Genomic DNA, 24,989 nt, shown 5'->3' with positions numbered 1-24,989 from the left:
TGCCGGCCGTGCAGGTCAATTCCAGGTCCCATGGCTGAGCTGTCTGCAGGGCCATTTCATCTGTCCCTCGATCCGGATCATGGCGCCGCGATCCGGCGGCTCGACCTGATCCGCGACAATTGTTCGGTGCCGATCCTTGCAACAGGGGACGGAGGGCCGGATGCTGGACAGTCTGCGCTTTTCCCCATGGCACCTTTTGCCAACCGGGCGCGCGATAACCGGCTGACTGTCGCAGATCGGGAGGTGCAGCTTGCGCCCAACACCCCTGACCCGCTTTGCCTGCATGGCTGGGCGTGGCAGCGGCCCTGGGTCGTCACGCAGCAGACCGATGCCTCCTGCCGGATGGCCCTTCCCTTGCGCGATCATGGTCTCAGGCTGGATCTCACCTATGATATCGCCCTCGATTGCACGGGCCTCGCCATGACCCTGTCTGCGCGCAACGCGGGCGATACGGCAACATTGACCGGGCTGGGACTGCATCCCTACTTTCCGCATCGCCCGGACACGCAGCTGCAGTTTTCAGCCGGGCATGTCTGGCGGGAGGGGCCGGATCATCTGCCAACCCGCCGTGAACCCGTTCAGAGGGCCAAGAGCTGGGTCAAGCCGCGCCCCCTGCCCCATGTCTGGCACAACCAGTGCTATTCGGACTGGACCGGGCACGCCCTGATCCGACAGCCCTCGGACGGGGTGGACATCCACATGGCAGCCACTGGCGCAACAGCTTTGATGCTGTATACCGATCCCGGGCTGGACAGATTTGCGCTGGAGCCGCAAAGCCATGTGAGCGGCGAACTGCATCCGGGCAAAGACGGCCTTTCCCTGCTCGCTCCGGGCGCCCATATGGCCGTGACGCTGCGACTTACGGTTGCGCCAATTGGCACAACCCCCAGTATTGAGGAAACCGCCCATGCCAGAACTTGACCTGTCCGACACGCAATGGGTGGCGGCGGACTGGGGCTCCTCGAACCTGCGGCTCTGGGTCATGGGCCCGGACGATGCGGTCATTGCCGCGATCAACGATCCGCGCGGGGCCGCCGGCCTTTCCGGCGCGGCATTCGAAGACACCCTGCGGGCCTGCCTTGCGCCCGTGCTGGCCGACTGGCGTGGGGGCGATCTGCCCGTCATCGCCTGCGGCATGGTCGGGGCGCGACAAGGCTGGGCAGAGGCGGCCTATCTGACCGTGCCCGGTGTCCCCGTCGATGGCAAATTGGCCCTCCGCGTATCGGACGTAGGCGCAGGTCTTTCCGTCTTTATCCTTCCCGGCATGAGCCAGCAACAGCCCGCCGATGTGATGCGCGGCGAAGAAACCCAGATCGCCGGTCTTCTGGCTACCGACCCCGGGTTCGACGGTATGCTTTGCCTGCCCGGAACCCATTGCAAATGGGCCCGGATCAAGGACGGTCAGGTCCTGTCCTTTGCCACCTGCATGACTGGAGAGCTGTTCGCTCTGCTCGCCGGGTCATCCGTGCTGCGCCATTCGGTGGACCGCGCATCTTGGGACGCCGCGGTCTTCGACACGGCCGTCGCCGAAGCCCTGTCACAACCCGGCGCCCTGACCCCCTCGCTCTTTGGCATTCGCGCCAGTGCGCTCCTCCACGGAACCGGGCCGGACAAGGCGACGGCGCGCCTTTCCGGCCTGCTCATCGGGTCCGAAGTTGGCGTAATGCGCGGCCAGTGGGACGGACGGCCCGTCGCGATACTGGGGGCCAGCGGACTTTCCGACAGCTATGCCCGCGCCCTGACCACCGCCGGGGCCGAGGTGTCCCGTATCGACGCCGAAACCGCCACCCTGCGCGGACTGACCGCCGCCTACCACCAGATGAAAGGCCAGACGACATGAGCCGAAACCTGATCGCCATTCTTCGCGGCCTGACGCCGCCCGAGGCCGTGGACATCGCCGAAACCCTGATCGCAGCCGGTATCACACGGATCGAGGTGCCGCTGAATTCGCCCGACCCGTTCGACAGTATCGAACGGATCATCACCGCCTGCGGGGACCGCGCGGACATCGGCGCCGGCACGGTTCTGGACCTGGCCGATGTCGACCGGCTGGCAGGGCTGGGCGCGCGGCTCGTCGTGTCGCCAAACTGCGATCCCGAGGTGATCCGCGCCACGGTTGCCGCGGGCCTTCAGTCCTGGCCCGGCGTCTTCTCGCCAACGGAATGTTTCGCGGCGATCAGGGCCGGGGCGACGGGGCTGAAGATCTTCCCGGCCTCCCTGATGGGACCCGCTGGCGTGAAAGCGATCAAGGCGGTGCTGCCGCCTGACATGCCGCTCTTTGCGGTCGGTGGCGCTGAGCCCGGCAATTTTGCCGACTGGCATGCGGTCGGGATCAGCGGATTTGGCCTTGGCTCATCGCTCTTCAAACCGGGGGTCACGGCGGCACAGGTGTCTGCAGCCGCGACCCAGGCGGTCACGGCCTATGACGCCCTGGGCAAAAGCTAAAGCCGGACCGGCGGGTCGAACCGTCCGGCCAGCCCGACACCGCGGAACATGTGCTCTCTGGCAATCCAGATCGTGCCGCTTGTGATCGTCTCCATGGGGCAGTTCGCGGTCATCATGCTGGGGGACCGACCATCAGCCTGTCGACCGCCAGTGCATCCTTCCTGATCGTCAGCGGCCCGCCACTTGGCCTCATGCACTGTGTACTGGCCGTCCTTATTCCGGTGTCGCCACGGGGTCCGACCGGGGCGCGGCCTTTGTCGCCGGTGATCCGATCAACCGGATCCGGTTCGGGGCCTATATGTTCTGTGGCCTGATGTCGGCAATTGCCGGCCTGATTGTTACCGCGCGCATCGGCAGCGGCGACCCCCAGTCAGGCACGGACATTACGCTCTTGCCGGTGACCGCTGTGGTCGTTGGTGGCCGCAAAACCTTTTCATTTCGGTTAAATTTGGCGTTAATATGTAACCCTGCGGTTCATTGTCGACTGGGATCTGAACCGACGCCTGTCGTTCCAGGGCGGGACAGACCATGAGAACAAGGGGAACAGGAAAGGGCAGAGTATGGGGCAGACCAGCGGCCAGCCGGGGTCGGAGGCGCCCGGCGGCGATGCGACCCGCCGGAACTGGAAACAGGACCCCGATGCCGTCCAGGCGAATATCCTCGACGTGGCACGCCGCGTTTTTGCCGAGGATGGGTTCTCCGGTGCACGTGTCGACGAGATCGCGCGCCGCACCGCCACGTCCAAACGGATGATCTATTACTATTACGGCGACAAGGAAGGGCTCTACCGCGCGGTTCTGGAAGACGCCTATCGCAAGATCAGGATGTCGGAGGATGCGCTCGACCTGGCCGGGGTGCCGCCGATCGAGGCGCTGCGCCAGCTGGCAGAGGTCACCTTTGACCACCATCGCCGCAACACCGATTTCATCCGGATCGTGATGATCGAGAATGTGCACGAGGCACGGCATATGTCGCGCTCGCACCAGATCGCGGCCAAGAACTCCTCCGCCATCCGCCACCTTGAAGATATCTATCGCCGTGGCTGTCAGCAGGGCCTGTTCCGGCGCGGCCTGACCGCGCTGGAGCTGCACTGGCACATCTCGGCCATGTGCTATTTCAACGTCTCCAACCGCTCGACCTTTTCGCTGATCTTCGGGGAAGATCTGTTTGGCGAGATGGGACAGCAGAAGCTGCGCCGGCATGTCGGGGACATGATCGTCCGGTTTGTCCTGCGCGGTGGCGTCGGGCTGGAGGAGGGGCCGCAGCGCGCGCCGGCAGACACCCGCCCGAGCGACCGGGCCATCCATCCCGATATTTTCCGGTTTCTTGAAGTCTGGGACGGCAAATGGGCCGGTCTGCCGCCCGATGCGACGGGAGAGGACCGGCGGATGCGCTTTGAATCCATCGCCCGGGACATGCGGATGCCGACGCCCGCCGGAGTAGAAACGGATGAAGAGCACTGGATCGAAACCCCCGGCGGGCCGGTCCGGGTCCGCATTTTCAGGCCGGTGGCGGCGGGCCCCGGCCCGGCGATGATCTACATGCATGGCGGCGCCTGGATACAGGGCAGCCCGGAAACGCATTGGGATATCACGGCCCGGATCGCGGCCTGGTCCGGTCTGACCGTCATCTCTGTTGATTACGATCTGGCGCCGGAGAGCCCCTACCCCGCGGCCTTCAACCAGTGCTGCGGCGTGCTCGACTGGGCCCTGCGGGAGGCCGGGATGCTGAATATCGACCCCGCGCGCATCAGCGTCGGCGGCGACAGCGCCGGTGGCAATCTGGCCGCAGCGCTGGCGATCCGCGCCCGCGACATCGGGGTCAAGCTGCGGGCGCAGCTGCTGATCACGCCGCTGTGCGATTTCGACCGGACCCGCCCCTCCTGTCAGGAAAACGCCGAAGGCCCGCTTCTAAAGCTCGCGGCGCTCCGGCAGGCGGAGGAGTGGTATTGCCCCGATGAGGCGCTTCGGGCCTCTGACCCGTCGCTTGCGCCTCTGGTGGCAAAAGACCATGCCGGTCTTGCGCCGGCCTTTGTGGCCACCGCGCAATACGACCCGCTGCGCGACAGCGGGACGCTTTATGCCGATGCGCTGAAAGCGGCCGGGGTTCCGGTCGCCTTCGATCCCGGCACGGGTCTCATCCACGGGTATCTGCGGGCGCTGGAATATTGTGACGAGGCCGGGGCGCGGCTGCAGGCGATCTGCGACTGGCTGCGCGAGACCGCCACCTGAGCCTTACTGCCGCGTCACCGCCCCGCGCTCGATCATCAGCGTCTCATCGGCGATGGCGTCCAGCAGCTTTGGCGAGGATTCCGTGACCATCATGCAGAGCTCCGGCCGCGCATCGCGCAGCCGGGCCAGCGTGCGGGCATAATCCAGCGCCAGTGCCGGGGCGAGGCCCTGAAACGGCTCGTCCAGAAACAGCACCTTGTCCGCCACCATCAGCGCCCGGCCAAGCGCCACCATCTTGCCCTGCCCGCCGGAGACACCGCCACCCGGCCGCGCCTTCAGTTTCACCAGTTCGGGCATGAAGTCATAGACCTGCGCCAGCCGCGCCTCGCGCTCCTCGCGGGGCATTTTCAGGGCCACGGCAGGCAGCAGGATATTGTCCTCGATGCTGAAATGACCGATCAGCCGCCGGTCCTCCGGCGCATAGCCGATCCCGTCCCTGGCCCGGTCGTGGCTGGGGCTGTCCTGAATCTCCCGCCCGCCCAGAACGATCCGGCCCGACTGACGCGGCAGCAGGCCCATGATCGACCGCAGCGTCGTCGTCTTGCCCGCGCCATTGCGGCCGACCAGCACGGTGCAGACCCCGGCCTTCAGCTCGAAACTCAGCTCGCGCAGCACCTGCACGCCGGCGATATCCACCGAAAGATTGTCGATCACCAGCATTATGCCACCCCCACCACGCGTTCCAGAACGCGCGGGTCCTTCATCACCACATCGGCGCGGCCCTCGGCCAGCACCTGACCGCTGTCCCAGACCACGACGCGATCGGCATATTTCTCCACGATCTCCATGTCGTGCTCGACAAATAGCGCGGTCATCCCCCGGCTGCGCATCGCCGTCATCAGCGTCTCCATCAGTGGGAAACGCTCCAGCGCCGACACACCGCTTGTCGGTTCGTCCAGCAGCAGAAGCCGCGGTTTCAGCGCCATGGCCACGGTCACATCGGCCAGTTTGCGCAGCCCTTCCGGCAGGGCGCCGGCCAGCGTATCGGCATGATCGGCCAGCTTCAGCAGCTCCAGCAGCTCCATCCCCTCCCGGCGGTAGTCGGGCCGGTCCAGCGGATTGAGCGCCTGCCAGATGCCGCGCTGTGCGGCGATGGCCAGCATTACGTTCTCCAGCACCGTCTGGTCCGTGAACAGCTGCGGGATCTGGAAGGCCCGCGCGATCCCCTGCCGCGCGATCCGTCGCGGCGGCAGCGAGGTAATCGGCATGTCCTTCAGCAGAACCTCCCCCGCAACCGGCCGCACATAGCCCGTGCAGAGGTTGAGGAAGGTCGTCTTGCCGGACCCGTTCGGGCCGATGATGGCGACGAACTCGCCCTCGTTGATGGTCAGGTTGACCCCGTCGGCGGCCTTGACCCCGCCAAAAGCGACCTCAAGGTCGCGGGCGATCAGAAGCGGTGTGCTCACAGCTCGGCCTCCCCTTTCTGGCGGGTTCCGGTCAGCCGCTCGACCAGCCCGAAGAGCCCGCGCGGCAGGAAGAAGATCACCACCAGCATCGCGATGCCGATGATCATGTTCCAGGCCTCCGCCGCATAGCCCACGGCGACGGTATGCACGAGCTCCAGGAAGATCGAGCCGAGGAAGGGCCCGGTGATCCCGGCCACCCCGCCCAGAACGGCGGTCAGCACCAGATGGCCGGATTCCGTCCAGAAGGCATATTCGGGCAGCACATGCCCGATGGAGGTCGCGGCAATCGCCCCGCCGATCCCCGCCAGCGTGGCCGAGATCACATAGGCCACCAGCAAGGTCGCCCGGGCCGAGACGCCCAGATATTCCAGCCGGATCTCATTGCTGTGTACGGCCGACAGCGCATGGCCCAGCGGGCTGCGCAGGTAGCGGTAGACCAGCACGCCCACGACGACCATCAGCACCAGCGCCATATAATAGAGGATGACATCGAACCGGGCCTTCTCCAGCTCCATCCCCAGCAGGGTGGGCACGGGCACGCGCAGCCCGTCGGTGCCGCCCGTGATCCCGTAGGCCTTGGACGCCAGCGCATAGGCCACCATCGACACGGCGAGATTGAGCATCGCGAAAAAGATCGCCCGGTAGCGCACGAGAAACAGCCCCACAATCAGCCCCGACAGCGCCGAGACGGCGATGGAGAAGACAAAGATGGCAAGGATATCCGTGATCCCCATCTTGGAGGCGAGGAAGGCCGCGCCATAGGCTCCGATGGCGTAGAACATCGCATGACCGAGAGAGATCAGCCCGGCCCTGAGCAGCAGGGCCACCCCAAGCGCGGCAAAGCCCTTGGCAATGGCGATGGTCAGGACGAACTGGGTGAACGGGAACAGCACGGGCACGACGGCCAGCACCGCGACGCCCGCCGCGAGGAATAGCGTGAGTTTCGGCATCAGACCCTCCGTGCCGTTTCGCGGCCGAACAACCCGTAGGGGCGGATCATCAGCACGACGAGCATGACGAGATAGGGCGCGACCGCATCCAGCGCAGGCGCAAAATAGATCGCCAGCACCTTGGCAAAGGCCACGATGATCGCGGCAATCGCCGCGCCCTCGACCTGCCCCAGCCCGCCGATGGCGGCGACGGCAAAGGCCAGCACCATGGTGTCGGCCCCCAGCCCCGGGCTGACGCCGGATGTGGGCGTCGCCAACGCGCCGCCGAGTGCCGCGAGGAAAACCCCGATGGTAAAGGCGGTGACAAACATGCGGCTGGTGTCGATGCCCATGGCCTGCGACACCTCGCGATCCGCCACCACGGCCGACAGCAGCTTGCCGGTCCGGGAATAGGAGATGAAGACCTTCAGCGCGATCAGCGTCAGCACCGCCAGCGCGATCAGCAGCAGCTGATAGGTCAGGTAGACGATCCCGCCGATCTCGACCACGCCGAGCAGCGTCATCGGCGTGTCCTGATAGACGGACTGCACGCCAAAGACCATGCGTTGCAGGTCTTCGAGGATCAGGAACAGGGCGAAGGTGACCAGCACCTGCACCGCCTCGCTCTTGCCATAGGTCCAGCGGATCAGCGTGCGTTCGACCAGCGGGCCAAAGATCATCGCCACGATAATGGCAGAGACCAGCAGGGTCGGAAAGGTCAGCCAGCCCGGCGCGCCCGCGGACACGATCCAGAGCCCGGCGCTCGCCGCCAGATAGGCGCCGATCGAATAGAAACTGCCATGCGCGACATTGAGAATCCGCAGCACGCTGAAGACAAGCGTCAGCCCTACGGCGACAAAGAAGATCAGGGCCGCATTCGCCAGCGCGTCCACGATCAGGGGGATGAAAACCATCAACATGACAGGTCCGGTCTTTGGCGGCCCGGGGGCCGCGTCGTGGGGCCGGCCCCCCGCAGGGGACCGGCATCGTCGGTCTTTATTCGTAGCTGCCCGGTTCCGGCAGCGTGTCAAGGAATTCGGGCGTCAGCGACCCGATCCAGGCCAGCGGATCCTCACCCATCGGCGGCAGCAAGGCCTCGCCATCATAGCGCACCATATTGCCCAGCACCGGGTAATCGATGCCCTCGACCATCGTGGTCATGCCGACAACTTGATCGACGATGCCGTCGTTATCCTCGCGGAAGGTCATCTCGCCGGTCAGGGTCTGGGTGGTCAGGCCCTTCAGCGCCGCGATCACCTGCTCCTCGGTCGGCCAGGCGCCGCCATTGTCGGCCATCGCCTTTTCATAGCCCGCCTTCATCACGAGGAAGCTGTTGGCCATCTTGATCGCCGGAAAAACCGGATCCTCGCCGAACTTCTCCGCATAGGCGGTGGCAAAGTCCGACGCCATGCCAATGCTTTCGGCATCGGGCGACCGCCACCAGCCGTCACCCAGCACGCCGACAACCACACCTTCCGGCAGGTCGGAGCGCTGCAGCACCGCCTCGCCAAGCGCCAGAACGGCCTGGCTCTGCTTGAAGATGCCACGCGGCGCGGCCTGACGGATGAAGTTCTCAAGATCGCCGCCCCAGAGGTTGGAGAAGATCACCTCGGGCCGGGTTGCGGCGAGACGCGAAATCTCCGTCTGGTAGGTGGCCGACCCCATCTTGGGGAACAGCTCCGCGACAATCTCCACATCGGGCTTCATGGTGGCGAGCGTCGCCTTCACGATCTCCGCCGCGTCATGCCCGAAGGAGTAATCCGGGTTGATGATCGCGACGCGCTTGATGTCCGGGTTCTGCTTCAGGAAATAAAGCGTATAGGCCATGAATTCGGCAATCGTGTTGCCATTCGGGCGGTAGTAATAGTCGTGCGGTTCCTTGAACAGCTGATGCGTATCGCAGTTCCAGCCGATGGTCGGCATCTTCAGCTGATCAGCAATCGGCGCCAGCGCAAGGCAGTTGCCCGAAGACAGCGCGGCGATCATGAACTCGGCCTCGCCCTCGGCCAGACGGCGGTATTCAGAGATCACGCCCTCCGCGCCCTGCGCCTCGTCGACAAAGGTCGCCTCAATCGGCACGCCGCCGATGCCACCCTCGGCATTGATCTTTTCGATCATCACCTCGGCGCCCTGCTTGCCGGGCATACCATAGGCAGCCGCCGGGCCGGACATGAAGGTGAAGACACCGAGGTCGAGGCTCTCGGGCTTGTCCTGCGCCATGGCACCGGTCGCAGCCGCGATCAGGGCCAGCGCCGTGGCGGTTTTTCTGGAGAAGAGAGGTAGGTTCATAGGGGTCCCCTTTTAAGAAGTGGTCGGGAGGTTTCGGGTATTCCGACGGTTCTGAATGCCATCTGAAATTCTTGTGATATTTTACAGTGCGAAGCAAATCTCTGCGCTGTCAAGCTCTGAGGCTGCTTCAAAACGGGCGACGAACACCTGGCCCGGTGATCTGCCTGAAAACCAGACATCCGTTTTGATTGCACTCGGGCGCTGCGCCCCCGCCTCATGTCGCCAAAGCGCGTCACTCTGTCCCGATCGGGGGCTAGGCGCGCCGCACGACTTGCATTATGTAGCCGCCGGAGGGCACATATTGGTCCTGAAACTTCACACGTATGGTTAATTTCGGGGCAGATGAGCAGCATATCAAAATCCTCAGCCGTGAGCGGCAAACGGGTGTCCCTGCGCGGGCAGGCCTATGACACGCTGAAAAAGCGCATCCTCAGCCTTGAGCTCAAACCCGGCGAGGCGGTCACCGTCGCGGGCCTCGCCGATGATATGGGACTTGGCCGGACGCCTGTCATTCAGGCCGTCGACCGGCTGATGCTCGACGGTCTGGTCGAGGTCATGCCGCGCAAGGGTGTCGTCGTCAGCCCCGTCTCGCTGGAAGACCTCGTGCAGATCATCGAGGTGCGCATGCTGAACGAATGCCGCGCCGCCCGCTGGGCCTCTGAACGGATCACCGAAAAGCAGGTGAAGGCGCTGGAGGATAACCTGAAAACGATGCGCAAGGCCGCTGCGGCCCGCGACATCGACCAGCTGATCGCGCTCGACAGCGCCTTTCACGCCCTGATCAGCCAGGCCGCCGGCAATGACATCCTGTCGGAACTTCTGGGCAACCTGCACGACCGGTCCCTGCGGTTCTGGACCCTGTCGCTGCAGGTTCCGGACCAGAACGACCGCGTCGTCGAACAGCATACCGATATCGTGGAGGCTCTGGCCAAACACGATGCCGATGCCGCCGAGGAAGCCGTGCGCCTTCACATCGCCGCCTTCCAGAGCAATATCGTCGACCGCGTCATGCGCCGATAGGGGATATGCCGGGGCAAGCCGCATCCCTCAGCCCCGCAGCATCCGCTCGACGCTTTTCGCCATGGCGAAGAGCCGCGCGTCATCCATCGTCTCGCCCATCAGCATCAGCCCGGCGGGCAGCCCGGCCGAGCGCATCGGCAGGCTGATCGCGCAGCGGTCCAGCATATTTGCCACCGTCGTATTGCGCAGCGCCAGCAGGTTTGCGGTGCCAAAGGCGGCCTCGTCCTGCATCTCCGCCAGCGTCGGCGCCTCCATGGCGACGGTCGGCATGATCAGAGCGTCATAATCGCGCGTGATCTCGTCCGCCGTGCCGATCATCCCGGTCCGCGCCGCCAGCAGCGCCTCGTATTCACCGGGCTCCTGCGTCTCGCCCTTGCGGATGCGGACCGAAACGCGGGGGTCATAGCCCGCCTCGGAGGTGGCCAGCAGGTCGCGGTGCAGCGCCAGCGCCTCTGCCGCGATGATCCCGCCGCGCGCGTTCAGCCCCGGCAGATCGTCAAGGAAGGGCAGCGTGACCCGGCTGATCCGGACGCCCGCCTTTTCCAGCGCGGCAACTTCCGCCTCAAAGGTGGCGGCGACCAGCGGGCTCAGCCCCTCCAGCACGTAATTCTCAAGAACGGCAAAATGCAGCTCCGACAGGTCGGGCACCGCAACCGGATCATAGCTCTCATCCGCGATCACGCGGTCCAGCGCCTCGACGCAGGCAACCGTCTGGCCCATCCCGCCGATGGAATCGAGCGATCCGGACAGGGGATAGGTGCCCGCCATATCGACCCGCCGCGCCGTCGGCTTCCAGCCGGTCAGCCCGCAGAAGGCCGCGGGGATCCGGCAGGACCCGCCGGTATCCGTGCCCAGACCTACGGCGCTCATCCCCGTGGCCACCGACACCGCCGCGCCGGAGGAGGACCCGCCGGGGATCCGCGCCGGATCGACCGGGTTCGCGGGCGTGCCGTAATGCGGGTTCAGCCCCAGCCCGGAATAGGCGAATTCTGTCATATTGGTATGGCCGGTGATCACCGCCCCGGCCTCCCGCAGCCGTTTGACCACCGTGGCATCCGTCGCCGCAGGCGCGGCCCCGGCCAGAACCTTTGACCCGGCATGGGTCACCCGGCCCTGCAGATCGAACAGCACTTTGACCGAGACCGGCACACCGGCCAGCGGCGATCCCGCCGCCCCGGCCGCCCGCGCCGCATCGGCGCGACGGGCCTGCGCAAAGCTGCGCTCCGGATCGATCATGGTAAAGACGGTCGCCCCCTGCCCCTCCGGATCGAGGATACGGTCGATGCAGGCAGAGGTCAGGGCAAGGCTCGAGGTCTCACCGGAGCCCATCTGCTCCAGAAGGGAGGGGACGCTGTCCATCAGGCTTTCTCTTCGAAGTAGTGGATTTCCATCAGGATGCAGCCGCCGACGGATTTGAACGGCCCGTGATAGGCCCCCGGCGGACGGCAGGCATAGGTGTTGGGCGGAAAGCTCTCGCCGCCCTCGCCATTCTCGTCATTGCCGACGATCAGGTCGCCGGTCAGCTGATAGACCTCTTCCCAGTACTCATGCACGAAGGGCGCGGTGGTATAGACGCCCGGTTCGAACCGCAGCAGGCGGGTCCGGTGGCCGGTCTTGCCCTCTTCGTCCAGCGCGCCGGAGATGATCTTCTGCTGGATGCCCGCCGGATATCCCGGCGGCGTTTCCCAACCCGCATCCATATCGAGCGTATGGAATTCCTTGTGTTCCTTGTTGATGGGCATCTGCTTACTCCGCTGCAGTTTTGATCTGGGCCAGCTCGCTCTCCAGCGAGTAGCTGTCGAGCATCCGGTCGACGAGGCCGGTGCACCGGTCCCAGTCGAAGGTCCGGAAGGAATGGCCCTTGGTGACAAAGGTCGCGCCCGCGTAGAACATCTCGTACTGCGTGTGGCGCGAGGCGAATTCAGACCCGACCGCATCCCAGGCCAGCTTGAAGAACTTCACGCGGCCTTCGGAGGTGGTGGTGGGCGATTGCTGGGTCTTGCCGATCAGCTTCGCCATCTCCGGATTGGCGAAATCCACGACGGAGGATGGCAGCATGATCATCCCGCCCCCGGCCAGATCGCGCAGCGTCGTCATCACGGTGGAATAGAGCTGCTGCGTCAGCACCTGCGCGGCATAGAGCGTATGACGGTCGGGGATGAAATACTCGCCCCGCATACCGCCCTTGATCTCCATCGCATGGACAAGGCTGTCGACCATGGCGCATTGCGCGGCCAGCTGGCCCAGCGTCTCCCGCACCTGCGGGAAGCCGATCACGCCGTTGGTCTCGGCGGTCTTGCGGGCGATCCCCATCAGGAAGCGCATCTTCACCATCAGACGTACCTGCGCCTGATAGTTCTGGTAGACATGCGCAGGCGTCGCGTGGAACTGCTTGTTGCACATCTCGGTGTCCTGATTGATGAACACCCGGTCCCACGGCACCTTCACATCGTCGAAATAGAGCACCGCGTCGTTTTCGTCGAAACGGCTGGCCAGCGGGTTGTCGAAGGTGCTGGTGGCGGCGGCCTCGTAGGATTTCCGCGACAGGATCTTCAGCCCCTCGGCATTCATCGGAATGGCGAAGGAGACGGCATAGGGCTCTTCGCCCTCACGCAGCGGCTGAATGCAGGTCACAAAGACCTCGTTGGCCATGATGCCGCCCGTGGCCAGCATCTTGGCGCCGCGGATCGTCAGCCCCTCGTCATCCTGCGCGACGACACCGGCGGTCAGGAAGGGATCGGCCTGCTCATCGGCCTTCTTCGACCGGTCCGCCTGCGGGTTGATGATGACATAGGTGAGGTAAAGCTCGTTATCCCGCGCGTATTTATAGTAGGTCGACAGGGCCGTGGCGCGGTCGGGATCATGTGCCTCAAACGCCTCGATCCCCATGTACATCCCCGCGATACAGGAGGCGACATGGTCAGGCGCGCGCCCCAGAAACCCACCGTGCAGTTCGGTCCAGGCCTCCAGCGCCTTCCGCCGTTCCACCAGCTCCGCATGCGATGTGGGCAGCTGCCAGATCCGGTTGGCACGCTCGCCACCCGATCCGGGGATCTCATAGGTCATCAGCTCCCGGTTTTCCGGCGCGGACTGGAAGTCGTAAATCTTCGCCATGGAATGCACGACATTGGTAAAGGCGGGATGGGTTGTCACATCCTCCACCAGCTGTCCGTCGATGTAGATCTGGCGCCCGTCGCGCAGGCTTTCGAGGTAGTTCTGTCCGGTCTTGAGCATCTTGTACTCCCTTCGGTCTCGGTATGCGGTCAGTAGTGGATGGCCAGTGGCCAGCCGGTATCGGCGCGTTCCCCGGTCTCCAGCGCGGCGTAGCGGCCGCGCGCAAAGACCAGCGGATCGCGGTCAGGATCGGCGCTGTGTCTTTCGACCTCAGCGATGAAAAGCAGGTGGTCGCCCGCGTCTTCCACCCGGAAGGCGCGGCATTCCATCAGCGCGGTAACCCCCGGCAGGACCGGCGCGTCATGCAGGCCGGTGCCATGCGGCACCCCCGCCCATTTGTCGCCCGGCCGGGCAAAGCGGTTCGACAGGTCCTGCTGGGTGGAGGACAGGACATGCACGGCATACCCTTCCGCCTTTTCCCACTGCGGCAGGCTGCGCGCCCGCTTGTCGATGGAAAACAGGATCAGCGGCGGCGTCAGCGAGAGGGAGTTGAACGAGGTCATCGTCATCCCCAGCTTCTCCCCGCCGACGGCACAGGTGATCAGGCAGACACCGGTGGGGAACTGTCCCAGCGTTCCGCGCAGCGCCTTCTGTTCCTCGACCGACAGGCTCATGCCTCATCCTCGCTGCGCAGCAGGTAGTCGGACAGCAGCACGGCCTTTTCGGCGCTCAGGTTCAGATCGCGGGCCAGCCCGCGCAGGATGTCGAAATTCTCTGCAGTGACCGGGTCGAAAAGCTGGTCGTTGATCTCCTGCTGCAGCGGCGCGAGGCTGTTGAGCAGCTCCTCCCCCTTTGCCGTGACGGTCAGCAGCACGCGCCGCCCGTCTTCGGGATTGGGGCGTTTGTCCAGCACGCCCAGCCTGACCATCTTGTTGGTCTCCGCCGTGACGAAGGCCGGGGAATGCGACAGATGGGTGGCCACGGCATTGGCGCCGATCCCGTCTTCGCCCTGCAACTGCCGGACCGTGATCAGGATCGTGTATTGCGGCCCGCTCAGCCCGATATAGGCAGCGAACTGGCCCCGCACCTGCTGCAGCCGCGCCGAGAAGGCCAGCAGGTTATGCAGCATCTGGCGAAAGGCGGCATCGCTGCCATCCTGCAACAAGGCCTCCCGGCTGACGGTCAGTCGCGTATTGATCGAGCTGTCGGTCATCATCACTCCATGCGGCCTTTCGGGACGCTTGGGTCAGATCGTGAAGTAACTTAATTAAGTCGTCAATGATATTTCACAGGATTTTCACAGAGAGGCGGAGAGGTGCTGAAGATCCGGGCATCGGAAGACGGCTCCACAGCACCCAGTCGGACGGAGGGCTGCGCCCGACCCTGGGAGGGCGCCCCGCTCCGCCCGTGGTCAGCGTTTTATCTCAAAAGCATGGGGCGATGGCTGTGCGGCAAGTGACATCGCAAATGCGCCCTCCCGGGGGAGGGTCGGGCGCGGCCCGGGGCTGGTCGCCCCGCGCCAGTCACGAATGATGACCGGCGCTATAGTCGGAGAAGGGGGTCATTTTGGTCCGCAAAGCGGCCAATACCCCGACTCACCCACAAAAAATCCCGCGGCCCGAAAGCCGCGGGAGGTCGGTCTTCTTTTCAGACGACCCGAGGCTAGCGCCTCAGTCCGCCCCGGCGGTATCCTCCGCCTTATTCGTCAACCCAAGCTCTGCCAGCACCTCTGCCGTATGCTGGCCCAGCACCGGCGGCGCGACCTGCGGCAACGCCTCCCGCGATCCGTCGATCCAGACCGGGTTGCGCACCGCACGCACCGTCCCCTCGGAGGGGTGCTCCAGATCCATGAAGGATTTCAGGTGCTGCACCTGTGGATCATCAAAAACCTCTTCCACCTTGTTGACGGTGGCAAAGGGCACGTCGGACGCGGCCAGCTTCTCCTGCCAGTAGTCCAGCGGATGCTGCGCAAAGCTCCCCGCCGCCTCCCGGCTCAGGTCAAAGTAATTCTCGATCCGCGCGGCCCGTTCGGCAAAGCGCGGGTCGGTGGCCAGCTCGGGCCGGTCGATCGCGGCGAGGAAGCCCTTCCAGAACTTCTCCTGCGAGGACATGTGCACATTGACCAGCCGCCCGTCGGAACAGCGGAACACATAGGATTGCGAGGTCCGCACCCGCAGGTAGGGGTCATTCTGCATCCCCATCTGGGTGTAATAGCCAAACGGGTCGGGCATGAAGGCCATGGTCGCCTCCAGCATATTGATCTCAACCCGCCGCGCCGGGCCGCCGCGTTCCCGCTCAAGCAGGGCCGAGAGGATGCCATAGGCCGCGTAGATGCCCGTCACATTGTCCGAAATAGTGGGTCCCGACAGCGCCGGCGCATCGGGATCGACAAAGAGGCTCGACATCCCCGCAATCGCCTGTGCCACCGCGTCATAGGCCGGGCGCTGCGCATAGGGGCCATCCGTGCCGAAGCCGCTGATCGAACAGCGCACCAGCTTTGGGTTCAGCTCCATCAGGCGCGCGTCGGAAAAGCCCAGCCGGTCCAGCACGCCGGGGCGGAAATTGTCCAGCAGCACATCCGCACCTTCGATCAGCTTCGTCAGCGCCGCCTTCCCGTCGTCGCCCTGCAGATCCAGCGCCACCGACCGCTTGTTGCGGTTGTAGGAGCAGAAATGCGGGCTGTACTGGCCACCCCGGAAACTGCGGAACGGATCGCCGCCGTCCGGGCGTTCGACCTTCACGACCTCCGCGCCCATATCGGCCAGCATCATCCCGGCCAGTGGCGCGGTGATCATGGTCGAGAGCTCAACCACACGAAATCCCTTGAGCGGAGCGGACATGTTCAGGTCTCCTTCGGTTGCCGGGCCGGTCAGGCGCGGCGGATGAATGCGAGAAGCGCGTCGCGCGCCTCATGGGTGGGGAAATGACCGATGCCGGGCCAGAACACCGGATCGACCGACAGCGCCTCGGCCATCTGGGTGACGGCCGCCACGGGCGCCACCGGATCGACATCGCCCCCCGCCACCTGCGCCGCACCAGGCACCAGCATCGGCAGGATCGAGGAGCCGCAGAGCATCTCCCACGCCTGAAGATAGGCCGCCGCCGGGATGCCCGCCATGGTCGCGATGATCTCTGCCACCTGTTCCGGGCTGGCCGAGGGGCCGATGATCGACCCGGTCCGCGCCTCCGCAAAGGCCGCCATGCCGTCCCCTGTGATCTCGCTCACACGGCCCTGCCGCATCTGCGACCGCTGCTCCAGCGGCAGATGGCCCGCCCCGATCACCGGGCAGACATAACTCGCCCGTGTCACCCGGTCCGGCGCCATCCGCGCCAGCGCGGCCACGACAATCGCACCCAGCGAATGGCCGACCACATGCGCCTGCCCGATGCCGCGCGCGTCCAGAAAGGCAAGCAGCCGGTCGGCGTAATCCTCGGCCATGGGGGCCTCCATCGGCAGGGCCCGCGCGCCTTCATAGCCGGGAAAGGCCCAGGCATGGACGTGATGCGCCCCGGCCAGAGGTCCGATCACCGGCAGCCAGTTCGCCGTCGTCCCGCCGATCCCGTGGACCAGCACCAGCGGATCGCCCGATCCGGCCTCGCGCCAGCTCTGCCCGCCATCATTCCGAACTGGGTAGCTCATGACACTCTCCTCACGATAGCCAGGACGGATACCAGGCCACGTTGATGATCTGGTCGAACACCCCCCAGAGCAGCAGCGCGACCCCGGCCGTATATCCCGCCGCCAACAGCGGCTTGGCCCGCGCCTTGATCAGCAGGAAGACCAGCGTAAACACCGGCAGCGCGATCATCTGGCCCACGGCCATCGTCAGCAGCACGATCCCCAGCATCCACAGACAGAATTCAATCAACGGCCAGACTGCAAAAGGGTCGGACTGATGTTCATCCAGATGCCGCCGCCGCCAGTCGGCGACCCCGGCCAGCACCACACAGATCAACCCGGGGACCGCCATGGCCACCGGGAAGGCCGCCAGCGCACCGGGCCAGTCCCGCGCCGCCCAGATCGCAAAGCCAAAGACGCCGACCATGATGACGGAAAACACCGCGCCGAACCGGGCCGACCCGGCCAGCTCGGCCATCGACAGCGCCTCGGCCGCCTGCACCGGATCGGCTTTGTCGAGCTTCGCCTGCTTCGACGATTTCCGAATGGACAGAACGATGGTCAGAACCGCTACGGCCAGCAGGATCAGCACGATCGGACGTCCCAGCCAGGCATAGCCGTAGGACTGACGAGAGATGTGAAAGGCATTCTCAAGGATCGGCGCAATGATGAAGCCCAGGATCAGCGGCGGCCGTGGCCAGCCCGCCCGCTTCATCGCGACACCAAGCGCGCCAGCGCCAAAGAGTGCGATCCAGTCGCCCAGCTGGAAGGTGCTCATCCACGACCCCATCAGGGTAAAGACGGTGACGGCAGGCACCAGCAGCAGCGCCGGGATAAAGATCAGGCGGGAAATGTATTTCGACAGCGCAAAGAGCAGTACCGCCGCCGCGACATTGGCGATCACCAGCGTCCAGATCAGGCTGAAGGTCAGCGACAGGTTTGTCGTCAGCATCGACGGACCGGGCGCCACCCCCTGGATCAGGAAGCCGCCCAGCAGCAGCGCCATCGGCGGGCTGCCCGGGATACCGAAGGCGATGGTCGGCACCAGCGCCCCGCCCTTGACGGCGTTGTTCGCGGCCTCCGGCGCGATCACGCCGCGCACGTCGCCCTGGCCGAATTTCGGATCCTTGCGCGTGGTCTGCACCGCATGGCCATAGGCCACCCAGTCGGCAATCCCCGCGCCCAGACCCGGCAACAGCCCGATATAGACGCCCAGGATCGAACAGCGCAGCGTCAGCCACCAGTTCTGCACCGCATCGCGCACGCCCTGCATCAAACCGCTGCCCTCCCCGGGTGCGGAGGAGACGTCGGAAATCCCGCCCTTGCCCTTCATCAGGTCCAGCAGTTCGGGAATGGCGAAAAGCCCCAGCACCACGGGCATCAGCGGCAGCCCGTCGATCAGGTAGAGCACGTCGAACCAGTAGCGCGGGATTGCCACCTGCTGGCCATAGCCCACGCAGGCGATCAGCGTGCCAAGCGCGGCCGCCGCGATGCCCTTGGTAACCGAGCCGCCGCTCAGCGCGCCGACCATGGTCAGGCCAACGACGCCCAGCATGAAGAATTCCGGCTGCGAAAAGGCGAGGATGATCGGCTGCAGGATCGGGATCGACACCACCACAGCAATGGCCCCCAGTACACCGCCGACGGCAGAAACGGTAAAGGCCGCGCCAAAGGCGCGCTCCGCCTCGCCGCGTTTGGCCATCGGGTGGCCGTCCAGCACGGTGGCCTGTGACGCGGCTGTCCCGGGTATGCCTAACAAGACTGACGATATCGTATCGGCGGTCGAGGTGACGGCATACATGCCCAGCAGGAAACACAGCGCCGGCACCGTCTCCATCGTGAAGGTGAAGGGCAGCAGGATCGCCATGCCGTTCAGTCCGGACAGACCGGGGATCACCCCAAAGAAGATGCCGATAAGAATTCCCAGGAACAGAAATCCGATTGCAGGCCACACAAGCAGCTGTGCCGCACCCGCCATTGCCTGCTCGAGCATCCCAAATCTCCTTGCTGGGTCTTAAACCGTCAGGCGCGCCACCATAGGCAGCGCGCCCGGAATTTGTTGCGAGCCAGAATTACTGATTCACGTAAGCCGTGAAACCTTCGACGAACTCCGGCGTCAGATCGCCCAGCTCGTTGATGATCGCCTGACCGGCATCGCCCACGGTCATGCGCGGCGGAATACCAACGGTCTTTTCATAGTCGGCCAGGAACTCTTCATCCGTCGACAGTTCGGAAAAGGCCGTGCGCATGATCTCGACCGCATCATCGGGCGAATTCGGCGGCATGAATACCGACCGGTACATCGCTTCCATGATGTTGTTGATCAGACGCAGGGCTTCCCAATTCTCGCCCGACGGCATGGTCTCCTCACCGAACTTGGCATGGTAGAGATCCAGGAACGTCGCGGTGTTGTACTGGTCCAGCAGCGGATCCGCGGCAAATTCACCGTCCTTCTCGACATCGAAGTGGAACAGCGGCGTCGCGACTTCGGGCTCGATCAGCATCGGAATGATCGACGACGAATAGCTCGTCAGCGATCCGTTGGACAGCTGCACTTCGTCCTGAAGAACCGCCGTGGCGACATCGTTCAGCCCCTTATAGCCCGAGACCAGCGTAAACGGAATTTCCAGCAGGTCGAGCGCCAGACGTGTCCGGATTGTCTGGTGGATGGTCGGCGACAGTGTGCCCGCCTTGAACCCTTCGGTCTTCAGCAGGTCCTCAGGCGTTTCGACCCCCGGCGCCACGTCCTTGCGCATGTAAAAGATCGTCGGCTGAGAGATCCCGGCGATGAAGTCGAAATCGTTGTAATTGATCATCAGCCCGGGCGCCTCGATGATCTGGTCGATCGGGTTCCAGGTGAAAAAGCCCACCGTCATCCCATCCGCCTTGGCCGAAGTGCCCAGGAAATTCGACCCGATATTGCCGCCGCCGCCGGGCATGTTCTGCACGATGATGTCGGGGCTGCCGGGGATATGCTTTGCCAGGTGCTTGGCGATCAGCCGGCCTTCCACATCGGTGGAGCCACCGGCGCCGTAGTTGATCAGCAGCGTCAGCTGCTTGCCTTCATAGCTGGTCTCGGCCAGCGCGGGGCTCAGCCCGGCGACCATCATCGCCGCACCCGCTGCGAGTGTCTTCAATACATTCATGGCGTTTCCTCTGTTGGGTTGGGGTTTTTCTTGTGGTCGTTACTGCGCGTAGTCCTGCAGGATCTTCTGGGCGAGAGAGCCGCGCAGGATCTCCTCGGGTCCTTCGGTGATCATCATCGAGCGCTGGTCGCGCCAGAATTTCTCGATCGGCAGATCGGTGGTCAGGCCCGACCCGCCATGGATCTGCATGCAGCGATCCATGGCCTCAAAGGCCATCCGGTCGCCCTGCATTTTCACGATATAGGCATCATGGCGGACGTCGGCGCCGGCGTCGTAGCGCAGCGCCGTGTCGTAAACCATCAGCCGCAGCGCCTTGAGATCAAGATAGCTGTCCACCAGCTTCCACTGCACCGCCTGCCGCTCTGACAGGGGTTTGCCAAAGGTCTTGCGCTGCCGGGCCTGCGTCACGGCCATCTCAAGGCTGCGCTCGATCACACCGATGGCGCGGGCGCCGTGGCGGATGCGGCCCTGGTTGATCCAGTCCTGCGCCAGGGCAAAACCGCGCCCCTCCGCACCGATCAGGTTCTTGGCGGGCACCCGGACGTTTTCGAACGACAGCTCGCAGGGCCGGTCGCCCATCATGGTCTGCTGTTCGCGGGCAATGGTCAGGCCGGGCGTGTCCATATCGACGAGGAAGGTGGAAATCCCCCCCTTCCGCCCCTTCACCGGATCCGTCACCGCCATCACCTGTGCGAAATCCGCAGACTGCGCCCCGGTGATGAAAATCTTGTAGCCATTGATGACATAGTCATCGCCATCCCGCACGGCAGAGGTGCGGATATTCCCCGGATCGCCCCCGGCATCGGGTTCGGACAACGCGAAACAAGTGGTCTTTTCGCCCCGCATGACGGGGAAGAGGTAATCCTCCTGCTGCTCCGGCGTCAGGTTGAAGAGGATGGGCGAAACCTCGGGGCCAAAGATCGACTGCTTGCGCGGCGGGCCCGCGATGGTGCGGCCCATCTCCTCCCACAGCAGGACGCGGGCGATCAGGCCAAGGCCCAGCCCGCCCTTCTCTTCCGGCAGCTCGACAAACCAGTAGCCCAGCTCCTTTGTCTTCGCCTCGAACTTGGCGCGGTAGTCCGGCAGGATGTCAAAGCCGTCGCTGGCCTCCCGCTCTACCGGGATCACCTCACGGTCGATGAAACGGCGGACCTGCTCCTTCAGCATCTTGAGGTCGTCGGAAAGCTCGAAAGTCATGGCTCAGGTCCTTCAGGTCTTCTTGTCCGGCGCGGAGGTGTAGGAGCTGTCCGCCGGGCGGTAGCTCTTCTCATCTACGAATTTCTTGATCGCGGTTTCCTGCGCGCCGGTGCCGGCCCGCATCCGCAGCTCCCCGATCTTGGCGGCGAGGTAATCCTCCGCCTCCCGCATCGGGATGTTCCGGACGTAGCGCAGCGCATGTTTGGTCGCGCGATAGGCTTCCGGGTCCTTGCCCATCAGCAGCTCCGCCAGAGCGCGGGTCTTGTCCTTCAGGTCGGCAACCGGCACGGCCTCGTTGATCAGGCGCAGCCTGGCGGCCTCGACCCCGTCAAACTTCCGTCCCGTCAGGCAGAGGTCCAGCGCATCGCGATAGCCAAGCGCCTCCGTCAGCACGCGGGTGACAAGGCCACCGGGGATCTGGCCCCAGTTGATCTCCGAAAGGCAGAAGGTCGCGTCCTCTGCGGCGATTGCGAAATCGCAGGCGATCATCTGGGTAAAGGCCCCGCCGATGCAGACGCCCTCGACCATGGCGATGGTCGGCTTGTCAAAGACCTCCAGCCGGTGCCAGCGCCACTCGTTCGCGTTCCGCTGCGCCTTCTTCTGCGCCACCAGATCCCCCGACAGGTCGCGGAAGAACTCCTTCAGATCCTGCCCGGCGCTGAAGGCCCCGCCGCGGCCGCCCAGCACGAGACATTTGACCGAAGCATCGCCTTCGAGCTCGTCCAGCACCGCACACATCTCCGCATGCAGGGTCGGGCTCATCGCGTTCTTCTTTTCGGGACGGTTCAGGTAGACCCAGGCGATTCCGCCTTCGATCTCCACCTCGACACAGGTCAGACCTTCATAGGCCATGCGCTTGTCCTTTCCTGCGGGCTCTGAGCATCTGCGCCTTCGCGCGCTCCGGGCTTTGTCGCACTCTTGTAATATTTCACAAGAGTTACACACGTCAGAATGTATGCGTCAACATAGGAGTGAGTTTCTATGCCGTTTGAGGGCGGAAACTCTGCCCCCGCCAGCTCAACATTCTCAGCTGCGCAATCTGCAATCACTTTTTATTATTACAATTCAATATTTTATTTGCTATGCTGAATTTTTGACAGGGATTTTTGGGGTTTGTTTTGAGAAACGCTAATAAAGGTATTGTGAAATTTCACACCAGCTTTAATAACTTATGTAAGCGCAGGTTCGGGCGGGATTTTGTCCCGTTTCCGGCCCCTGCCCCCATGACCCCGGCCATAAAGGACGCCATCCATGACCCAGCTCTCCCTGCGGATCGACAGCCTCGACGGACCCAAAGATGCCGAGATCGCCATCGACAAGCTGGTCGTCGCCGGCTGGACCGGCCGCAACAAGGACGCGATGGAACATCACATCGCCGAACTTGAAGCGCTTGGTGTCAAACGTCCCGCCGCAACGCCCATGTTCTACCTCCTCTCCGCCTCCCGCCTGACCCAGTCCGGCGCGATCGAGGTGATTGGCGAAGGCTCGTCCGGAGAGGCCGAATTCGTCCTCATCGGCACCAACGACGGCATGCTCGTTTCCCTCGGCTCCGACCATACCGACCGGGAGGCCGAAACCGTCGGCGTCACCCTGTCGAAACAGATGTGCGACAAACCCGTGGGTCCGACCGCATGGCCCTATGCCGAGCTCAAGGACCACTGGGACCAGATCATCATCCGCAGCTATGCCACGATCGGCGGCGAACGCGTCCTCTATCAGGAAGGCCCCATCGCCGGCATGCTCGCCCCCGACACGCTGATCGGGAAATACGAGGAAGACGCAATCGCCCCCGGCACCGCCATGTTCTGCGGCACCCTGCCCGCCATCGGCGGCGTGCGCGGTTCGACCGATTTCACCTGCGAGTTGGAGGACCCGGTGCTGAACCGCAAGATGTCCTGCCATTACACGATCACGACGCTGGAGGTGCGCGGCTGACCGAAGCCGCCTGATTGGCCCGATGTATCTGCACGAAACCATCGCCGACGGTTTGACCCAGCTTGGGGTCACCCATCTCTACGGGCTCTTGGGCGATGCCAACCTCTTCATGGTGCAGAGCTTTGTCGCCACCGGCAAAGGCCGCTACATCGCCTGCAATCACGAGGCCAACGCGGTGCTGGCCGCCATAGGCTATGCCCAGGTCACCGGCCGCACCGGCGTCGCCACGATCACCCATGGCCCGGCGCTCACCAATGCCGCCACCGCCCTGACGGAGGCCGCGAAGGGCGGCATCCCCCTCGTCCTCATCTGCGGCGACACCGCGCCGGGCGACCTCCAGCACCTGCAGAAGATCAACCAGAGAGAGGTCGTCGCGGCCACCGGCGCCGATTACGTCGACCTCCGCACCCCCGACACGGCACTTCAGGACCTCGACCGCGCCTTCCGCCGCGCCGCCCACCTGCGCAAACCCGTCGTGCTAAACATGCGCGTCGACCTGCAATGGGCGGAAACGCCGCCGCAAACCATCCCCTTCCCCGCACCTCTGCCGAAACTGGCCCCCGCGACGGGCGACCTGCTGGAAGAAGCGGTCGGAATGCTGGCCTCTGCCAAGCGCCCGCTGATCCTCGCCGGCCGCGCCTGTATCGAGCCCGAGGCCCGCGACGCCCTGATCGCACTGGCCGACCGGATGCAGATCCCGCTGGCCACCACGCTCAAGGCGCAGGGCCTTTTTCACGGCCATCCGTTCAATATCGGCATCAGCGGCAATCTCAGCCACGCCACGGCGACCGAGACAATCATGCAGTCCGACTGCATCCTGGCCTTCGGGGCCAGCCTGTCGAAATACACCACGGAAAACGGCACCTATACGCAGGGCAAGCGCGTCATCCAGATCCTGCCCGACACGCTGGAAACGCCCCGGATGGAAGAGCCGACGATCCGCCTCATCGGTGACATCGCCGGCACCGCCCGCGCCATGATCGACCTGCTCGACATGGCCGAGATCCCGGCATCCGCGGCCACCGGCACCGATCTGTCCGAAGCCCTGACGGCCGAAGCGGCCCTATTCAGTTCTCTCCCCCCTGTCGAAGCCACCGCACCCGGGACGATTGATATCGTTCCGGCTCTGCGGCGGCTTCATCAGGCACTGCCCCAGCGTCGTGTCCTCGTGGCCGACCTGGGGCGATTTGTCTTCTCGGCCTGGCGCTGTCTGCCGGTCACCGACCCCCGCGATCTGGTCTTTACCGCGCATTTCGGGGCCATCGGCTGCGGCATGGGTCAGGCCATTGGCGCCGCCACGGCGGTGGACGACCGCCCGACGGTGCTGCTGGTCGGCGATGGCGGGTTCCTTCTCTCCGGTCTGGGAGAGCTGTCGGCGATCCGCCGTGAAAACCCCGATCTGATCATCCTGCTGTGCAATGACGGCAGCTACGGCGCCGAACATGTGCAGTTCACCAATCGCAAAATGGCGCCCGACCTGTCGCTGACCGCACCGCCGGATTTTGCCACTATGGCGCAGGGCGCGGGGTTCGATGCTGTCACTGTCACCGATACCGCCGGTCTCGACCGTGCCTGTTCCGCCATCGCCAGCCGGCTGCGCCCGCTTCTGATCGACCTCCGCCTCGACCCGGCGAAGGTCTTCAAATAGCGCGCAGGTG

At 64.6% G+C, this 24,989-nt stretch carries 24 protein-coding genes; 8 read left to right on the top strand and 16 right to left on the bottom strand.

The window, feature by feature from the left end; all coding sequences use genetic code 11:
• The first annotated feature begins 30 nt into the window (after positions 1–30).
• From ACRARG_RS18030 to ACRARG_RS18010, 5 genes are all read left to right on the top strand, one after another.
• A complete protein-coding gene (locus ACRARG_RS18030; protein WP_432691608.1) occupies positions 31–921 on the top strand; it encodes an aldose epimerase family protein in 891 nt (296 codons plus the stop codon).
• Positions 908–1,840, top strand: a complete 933-nt coding sequence (locus ACRARG_RS18025) for a 2-dehydro-3-deoxygalactonokinase (RefSeq protein WP_432691607.1) — start codon at positions 908–910, stop codon at positions 1,838–1,840. Before ACRARG_RS18030 ends, ACRARG_RS18025 begins: the two co-directional genes overlap by 14 nt.
• A complete protein-coding gene (locus tag ACRARG_RS18020) occupies positions 1,837–2,445 on the top strand; it encodes a 2-dehydro-3-deoxy-6-phosphogalactonate aldolase (protein ID WP_432691606.1) in 609 nt (202 codons plus the stop codon). Before ACRARG_RS18025 ends, ACRARG_RS18020 begins: the two co-directional genes overlap by 4 nt.
• Before the next feature lie 154 nt (positions 2,446–2,599).
• Positions 2,600–2,977 (top strand): ABC transporter permease subunit, encoded by a 378-nt coding sequence (locus ACRARG_RS18015; RefSeq protein WP_432691719.1) that lies wholly within the window; start codon positions 2,600–2,602, stop codon positions 2,975–2,977.
• A gap of 28 nt (positions 2,978–3,005) precedes the next feature.
• Positions 3,006–4,676 carry an alpha/beta hydrolase fold domain-containing protein gene (locus ACRARG_RS18010; protein ID WP_432691605.1) on the top strand — a complete coding sequence of 557 codons (1,671 nt, stop codon included), beginning with the start codon at positions 3,006–3,008 and terminating at the stop codon, positions 4,674–4,676.
• A 3-nt stretch (positions 4,677–4,679) separates the two neighbouring features.
• Here ACRARG_RS18010 and ACRARG_RS18005 read toward each other — a convergent pair whose 3' ends face one another.
• The 5 genes from ACRARG_RS18005 to ACRARG_RS17985 form a co-directional block, all read right to left on the bottom strand.
• Positions 4,680–5,336 (bottom strand): ATP-binding cassette domain-containing protein, encoded by a 657-nt coding sequence (locus ACRARG_RS18005; protein WP_432691604.1) that lies wholly within the window; start codon positions 5,334–5,336, stop codon positions 4,680–4,682.
• On the bottom strand, positions 5,336–6,082 hold the full coding sequence (locus ACRARG_RS18000; protein ID WP_432691603.1) for an ABC transporter ATP-binding protein: 747 nt from the start codon (positions 6,080–6,082) through the stop codon (positions 5,336–5,338). The genes ACRARG_RS18005 and ACRARG_RS18000 overlap by 1 nt, the downstream gene beginning before the upstream one ends.
• On the bottom strand, positions 6,079–7,032 hold the full coding sequence (locus ACRARG_RS17995; RefSeq protein WP_432691602.1) for a branched-chain amino acid ABC transporter permease: 954 nt from the start codon (positions 7,030–7,032) through the stop codon (positions 6,079–6,081). The genes ACRARG_RS18000 and ACRARG_RS17995 overlap by 4 nt, the downstream gene beginning before the upstream one ends.
• Complete coding sequence (locus tag ACRARG_RS17990) at positions 7,032–7,931, bottom strand: branched-chain amino acid ABC transporter permease (protein WP_432691601.1); 900 nt, start codon at positions 7,929–7,931, stop codon at positions 7,032–7,034. The genes ACRARG_RS17995 and ACRARG_RS17990 overlap by 1 nt, the downstream gene beginning before the upstream one ends.
• A 76-nt stretch (positions 7,932–8,007) precedes the next feature.
• Positions 8,008–9,300 (bottom strand): ABC transporter substrate-binding protein, encoded by a 1,293-nt coding sequence (locus ACRARG_RS17985; protein WP_432691600.1) that lies wholly within the window; start codon positions 9,298–9,300, stop codon positions 8,008–8,010.
• 342 nt (positions 9,301–9,642) lie between these two features.
• Here ACRARG_RS17985 and ACRARG_RS17980 point away from each other — a divergent pair, with 342 nt between their 5' ends.
• The gene (locus ACRARG_RS17980) at positions 9,643–10,320 is read left to right on the top strand and encodes a GntR family transcriptional regulator (RefSeq protein ID WP_432691599.1); all 678 of its coding nucleotides are present in this window, start codon (positions 9,643–9,645) and stop codon (positions 10,318–10,320) included.
• A gap of 27 nt (positions 10,321–10,347) precedes the next feature.
• On the opposite strand, the gene ACRARG_RS17975 is transcribed toward ACRARG_RS17980, so the two are convergent.
• The 11 genes from ACRARG_RS17975 to ACRARG_RS17925 form a co-directional block, all read right to left on the bottom strand.
• On the bottom strand, positions 10,348–11,679 hold the full coding sequence (locus ACRARG_RS17975; protein WP_432691598.1) for an amidase: 1,332 nt from the start codon (positions 11,677–11,679) through the stop codon (positions 10,348–10,350).
• On the bottom strand, positions 11,679–12,062 hold the full coding sequence (locus ACRARG_RS17970) for a cupin (protein ID WP_432691597.1): 384 nt from the start codon (positions 12,060–12,062) through the stop codon (positions 11,679–11,681). The genes ACRARG_RS17975 and ACRARG_RS17970 overlap by 1 nt, the downstream gene beginning before the upstream one ends.
• Positions 12,063–12,066: 4 nt before the next feature.
• Positions 12,067–13,554: a 4-hydroxyphenylacetate 3-hydroxylase family protein gene (locus ACRARG_RS17965; protein WP_432691596.1), complete on the bottom strand. Its 1,488-nt coding sequence runs from the start codon at positions 13,552–13,554 to the stop codon at positions 12,067–12,069.
• A gap of 29 nt (positions 13,555–13,583) precedes the next feature.
• Entirely contained in the window at positions 13,584–14,108 is a 525-nt protein-coding gene (locus ACRARG_RS17960) for a flavin reductase family protein (RefSeq protein ID WP_432691595.1), read from the bottom strand.
• Complete coding sequence (locus ACRARG_RS17955) at positions 14,105–14,647, bottom strand: MarR family winged helix-turn-helix transcriptional regulator (protein WP_432691594.1); 543 nt, start codon at positions 14,645–14,647, stop codon at positions 14,105–14,107. The genes ACRARG_RS17960 and ACRARG_RS17955 overlap by 4 nt, the downstream gene beginning before the upstream one ends.
• Before the next feature lie 457 nt (positions 14,648–15,104).
• Entirely contained in the window at positions 15,105–16,274 is a 1,170-nt protein-coding gene (locus tag ACRARG_RS17950) for a CaiB/BaiF CoA transferase family protein (protein ID WP_432691593.1), read from the bottom strand.
• Between the two features lie 29 nt (positions 16,275–16,303).
• On the bottom strand, positions 16,304–17,074 hold the full coding sequence (locus ACRARG_RS17945; protein ID WP_432691592.1) for an alpha/beta fold hydrolase: 771 nt from the start codon (positions 17,072–17,074) through the stop codon (positions 16,304–16,306).
• 10 nt (positions 17,075–17,084) lie between these two features.
• Positions 17,085–19,046, bottom strand: coding sequence for a tripartite tricarboxylate transporter permease (locus ACRARG_RS17940; RefSeq protein WP_432691591.1), 1,962 nt, complete (start codon positions 19,044–19,046; stop codon positions 17,085–17,087).
• A 79-nt stretch (positions 19,047–19,125) separates the two neighbouring features.
• A complete protein-coding gene (locus tag ACRARG_RS17935; protein WP_432691590.1) occupies positions 19,126–20,199 on the bottom strand; it encodes a hypothetical protein in 1,074 nt (357 codons plus the stop codon).
• A gap of 39 nt (positions 20,200–20,238) precedes the next feature.
• Positions 20,239–21,396 carry an acyl-CoA dehydrogenase family protein gene (locus ACRARG_RS17930; protein WP_432691589.1) on the bottom strand — a complete coding sequence of 386 codons (1,158 nt, stop codon included), beginning with the start codon at positions 21,394–21,396 and terminating at the stop codon, positions 20,239–20,241.
• A gap of 12 nt (positions 21,397–21,408) precedes the next feature.
• Positions 21,409–22,248 (bottom strand): p-hydroxycinnamoyl CoA hydratase/lyase, encoded by an 840-nt coding sequence (locus tag ACRARG_RS17925; RefSeq protein ID WP_432691588.1) that lies wholly within the window; start codon positions 22,246–22,248, stop codon positions 21,409–21,411.
• Positions 22,249–22,647: 399 nt separating this feature from the next.
• Between ACRARG_RS17925 and ACRARG_RS17920 the strand changes: the two genes are divergently transcribed.
• Complete coding sequence (locus ACRARG_RS17920) at positions 22,648–23,331, top strand: DUF2848 domain-containing protein (RefSeq protein ID WP_432691587.1); 684 nt, start codon at positions 22,648–22,650, stop codon at positions 23,329–23,331.
• Positions 23,332–23,353: 22 nt separating this feature from the next.
• A complete protein-coding gene (locus tag ACRARG_RS17915; RefSeq protein WP_432691586.1) occupies positions 23,354–24,979 on the top strand; it encodes a thiamine pyrophosphate-binding protein in 1,626 nt (541 codons plus the stop codon).
• Positions 24,980–24,989: the final 10 nt, after the last annotated feature.

It is taken from the genome of Pseudooceanicola profundi (assembly GCF_050897955.1).
Lineage (GTDB): Bacteria > Pseudomonadota > Alphaproteobacteria > Rhodobacterales > Rhodobacteraceae > Pseudooceanicola.
This window is presented reverse-complemented; position numbering and strand designations above follow the sequence as displayed.

What these genes read in the sequence shown, in the direction of transcription:
- ACRARG_RS17960 (WP_432691595.1), bottom strand. Translation starts at nt 14,108, where the DNA reads ATGAGCCTGTCGGTCGAGGAACAGAAGGCGCTGCGCGGAACGCTGGGA.
- ACRARG_RS17925 (WP_432691588.1), bottom strand. Translation starts at nt 22,248, where the DNA reads ATGGCCTATGAAGGTCTGACCTGTGTCGAGGTGGAGATCGAAGGCGGA.
- ACRARG_RS17935 (WP_432691590.1), bottom strand. Translation starts at nt 20,199, where the DNA reads ATGAATGTATTGAAGACACTCGCAGCGGGTGCGGCGATGATGGTCGCC.
- ACRARG_RS17920 (WP_432691587.1), top strand. Translation starts at nt 22,648, where the DNA reads ATGACCCAGCTCTCCCTGCGGATCGACAGCCTCGACGGACCCAAAGAT.
- ACRARG_RS17945 (WP_432691592.1), bottom strand. Translation starts at nt 17,074, where the DNA reads ATGAGCTACCCAGTTCGGAATGATGGCGGGCAGAGCTGGCGCGAGGCC.
- ACRARG_RS18005 (WP_432691604.1), bottom strand. Translation starts at nt 5,336, where the DNA reads ATGCTGGTGATCGACAATCTTTCGGTGGATATCGCCGGCGTGCAGGTG.
- ACRARG_RS17940 (WP_432691591.1), bottom strand. Translation starts at nt 19,046, where the DNA reads ATGCTCGAGCAGGCAATGGCGGGTGCGGCACAGCTGCTTGTGTGGCCT.
- ACRARG_RS17965 (WP_432691596.1), bottom strand. Translation starts at nt 13,554, where the DNA reads ATGCTCAAGACCGGACAGAACTACCTCGAAAGCCTGCGCGACGGGCGC.
- ACRARG_RS17950 (WP_432691593.1), bottom strand. Translation starts at nt 16,274, where the DNA reads ATGTCCGCTCCGCTCAAGGGATTTCGTGTGGTTGAGCTCTCGACCATG.
- ACRARG_RS18020 (WP_432691606.1), top strand. Translation starts at nt 1,837, where the DNA reads ATGAGCCGAAACCTGATCGCCATTCTTCGCGGCCTGACGCCGCCCGAG.
- ACRARG_RS17980 (WP_432691599.1), top strand. Translation starts at nt 9,643, where the DNA reads ATGAGCAGCATATCAAAATCCTCAGCCGTGAGCGGCAAACGGGTGTCC.
- ACRARG_RS18030 (WP_432691608.1), top strand. Translation starts at nt 31, where the DNA reads ATGGCTGAGCTGTCTGCAGGGCCATTTCATCTGTCCCTCGATCCGGAT.
- ACRARG_RS17995 (WP_432691602.1), bottom strand. Translation starts at nt 7,032, where the DNA reads ATGCCGAAACTCACGCTATTCCTCGCGGCGGGCGTCGCGGTGCTGGCC.
- ACRARG_RS18025 (WP_432691607.1), top strand. Translation starts at nt 908, where the DNA reads ATGCCAGAACTTGACCTGTCCGACACGCAATGGGTGGCGGCGGACTGG.
- ACRARG_RS17985 (WP_432691600.1), bottom strand. Translation starts at nt 9,300, where the DNA reads ATGAACCTACCTCTCTTCTCCAGAAAAACCGCCACGGCGCTGGCCCTG.
- ACRARG_RS18010 (WP_432691605.1), top strand. Translation starts at nt 3,006, where the DNA reads ATGGGGCAGACCAGCGGCCAGCCGGGGTCGGAGGCGCCCGGCGGCGAT.
- ACRARG_RS17975 (WP_432691598.1), bottom strand. Translation starts at nt 11,679, where the DNA reads ATGGACAGCGTCCCCTCCCTTCTGGAGCAGATGGGCTCCGGTGAGACC.
- ACRARG_RS17930 (WP_432691589.1), bottom strand. Translation starts at nt 21,396, where the DNA reads ATGACTTTCGAGCTTTCCGACGACCTCAAGATGCTGAAGGAGCAGGTC.
- ACRARG_RS17915 (WP_432691586.1), top strand. Translation starts at nt 23,354, where the DNA reads ATGTATCTGCACGAAACCATCGCCGACGGTTTGACCCAGCTTGGGGTC.
- ACRARG_RS17955 (WP_432691594.1), bottom strand. Translation starts at nt 14,647, where the DNA reads ATGACCGACAGCTCGATCAATACGCGACTGACCGTCAGCCGGGAGGCC.
- ACRARG_RS17990 (WP_432691601.1), bottom strand. Translation starts at nt 7,931, where the DNA reads ATGTTGATGGTTTTCATCCCCCTGATCGTGGACGCGCTGGCGAATGCG.
- ACRARG_RS17970 (WP_432691597.1), bottom strand. Translation starts at nt 12,062, where the DNA reads ATGCCCATCAACAAGGAACACAAGGAATTCCATACGCTCGATATGGAT.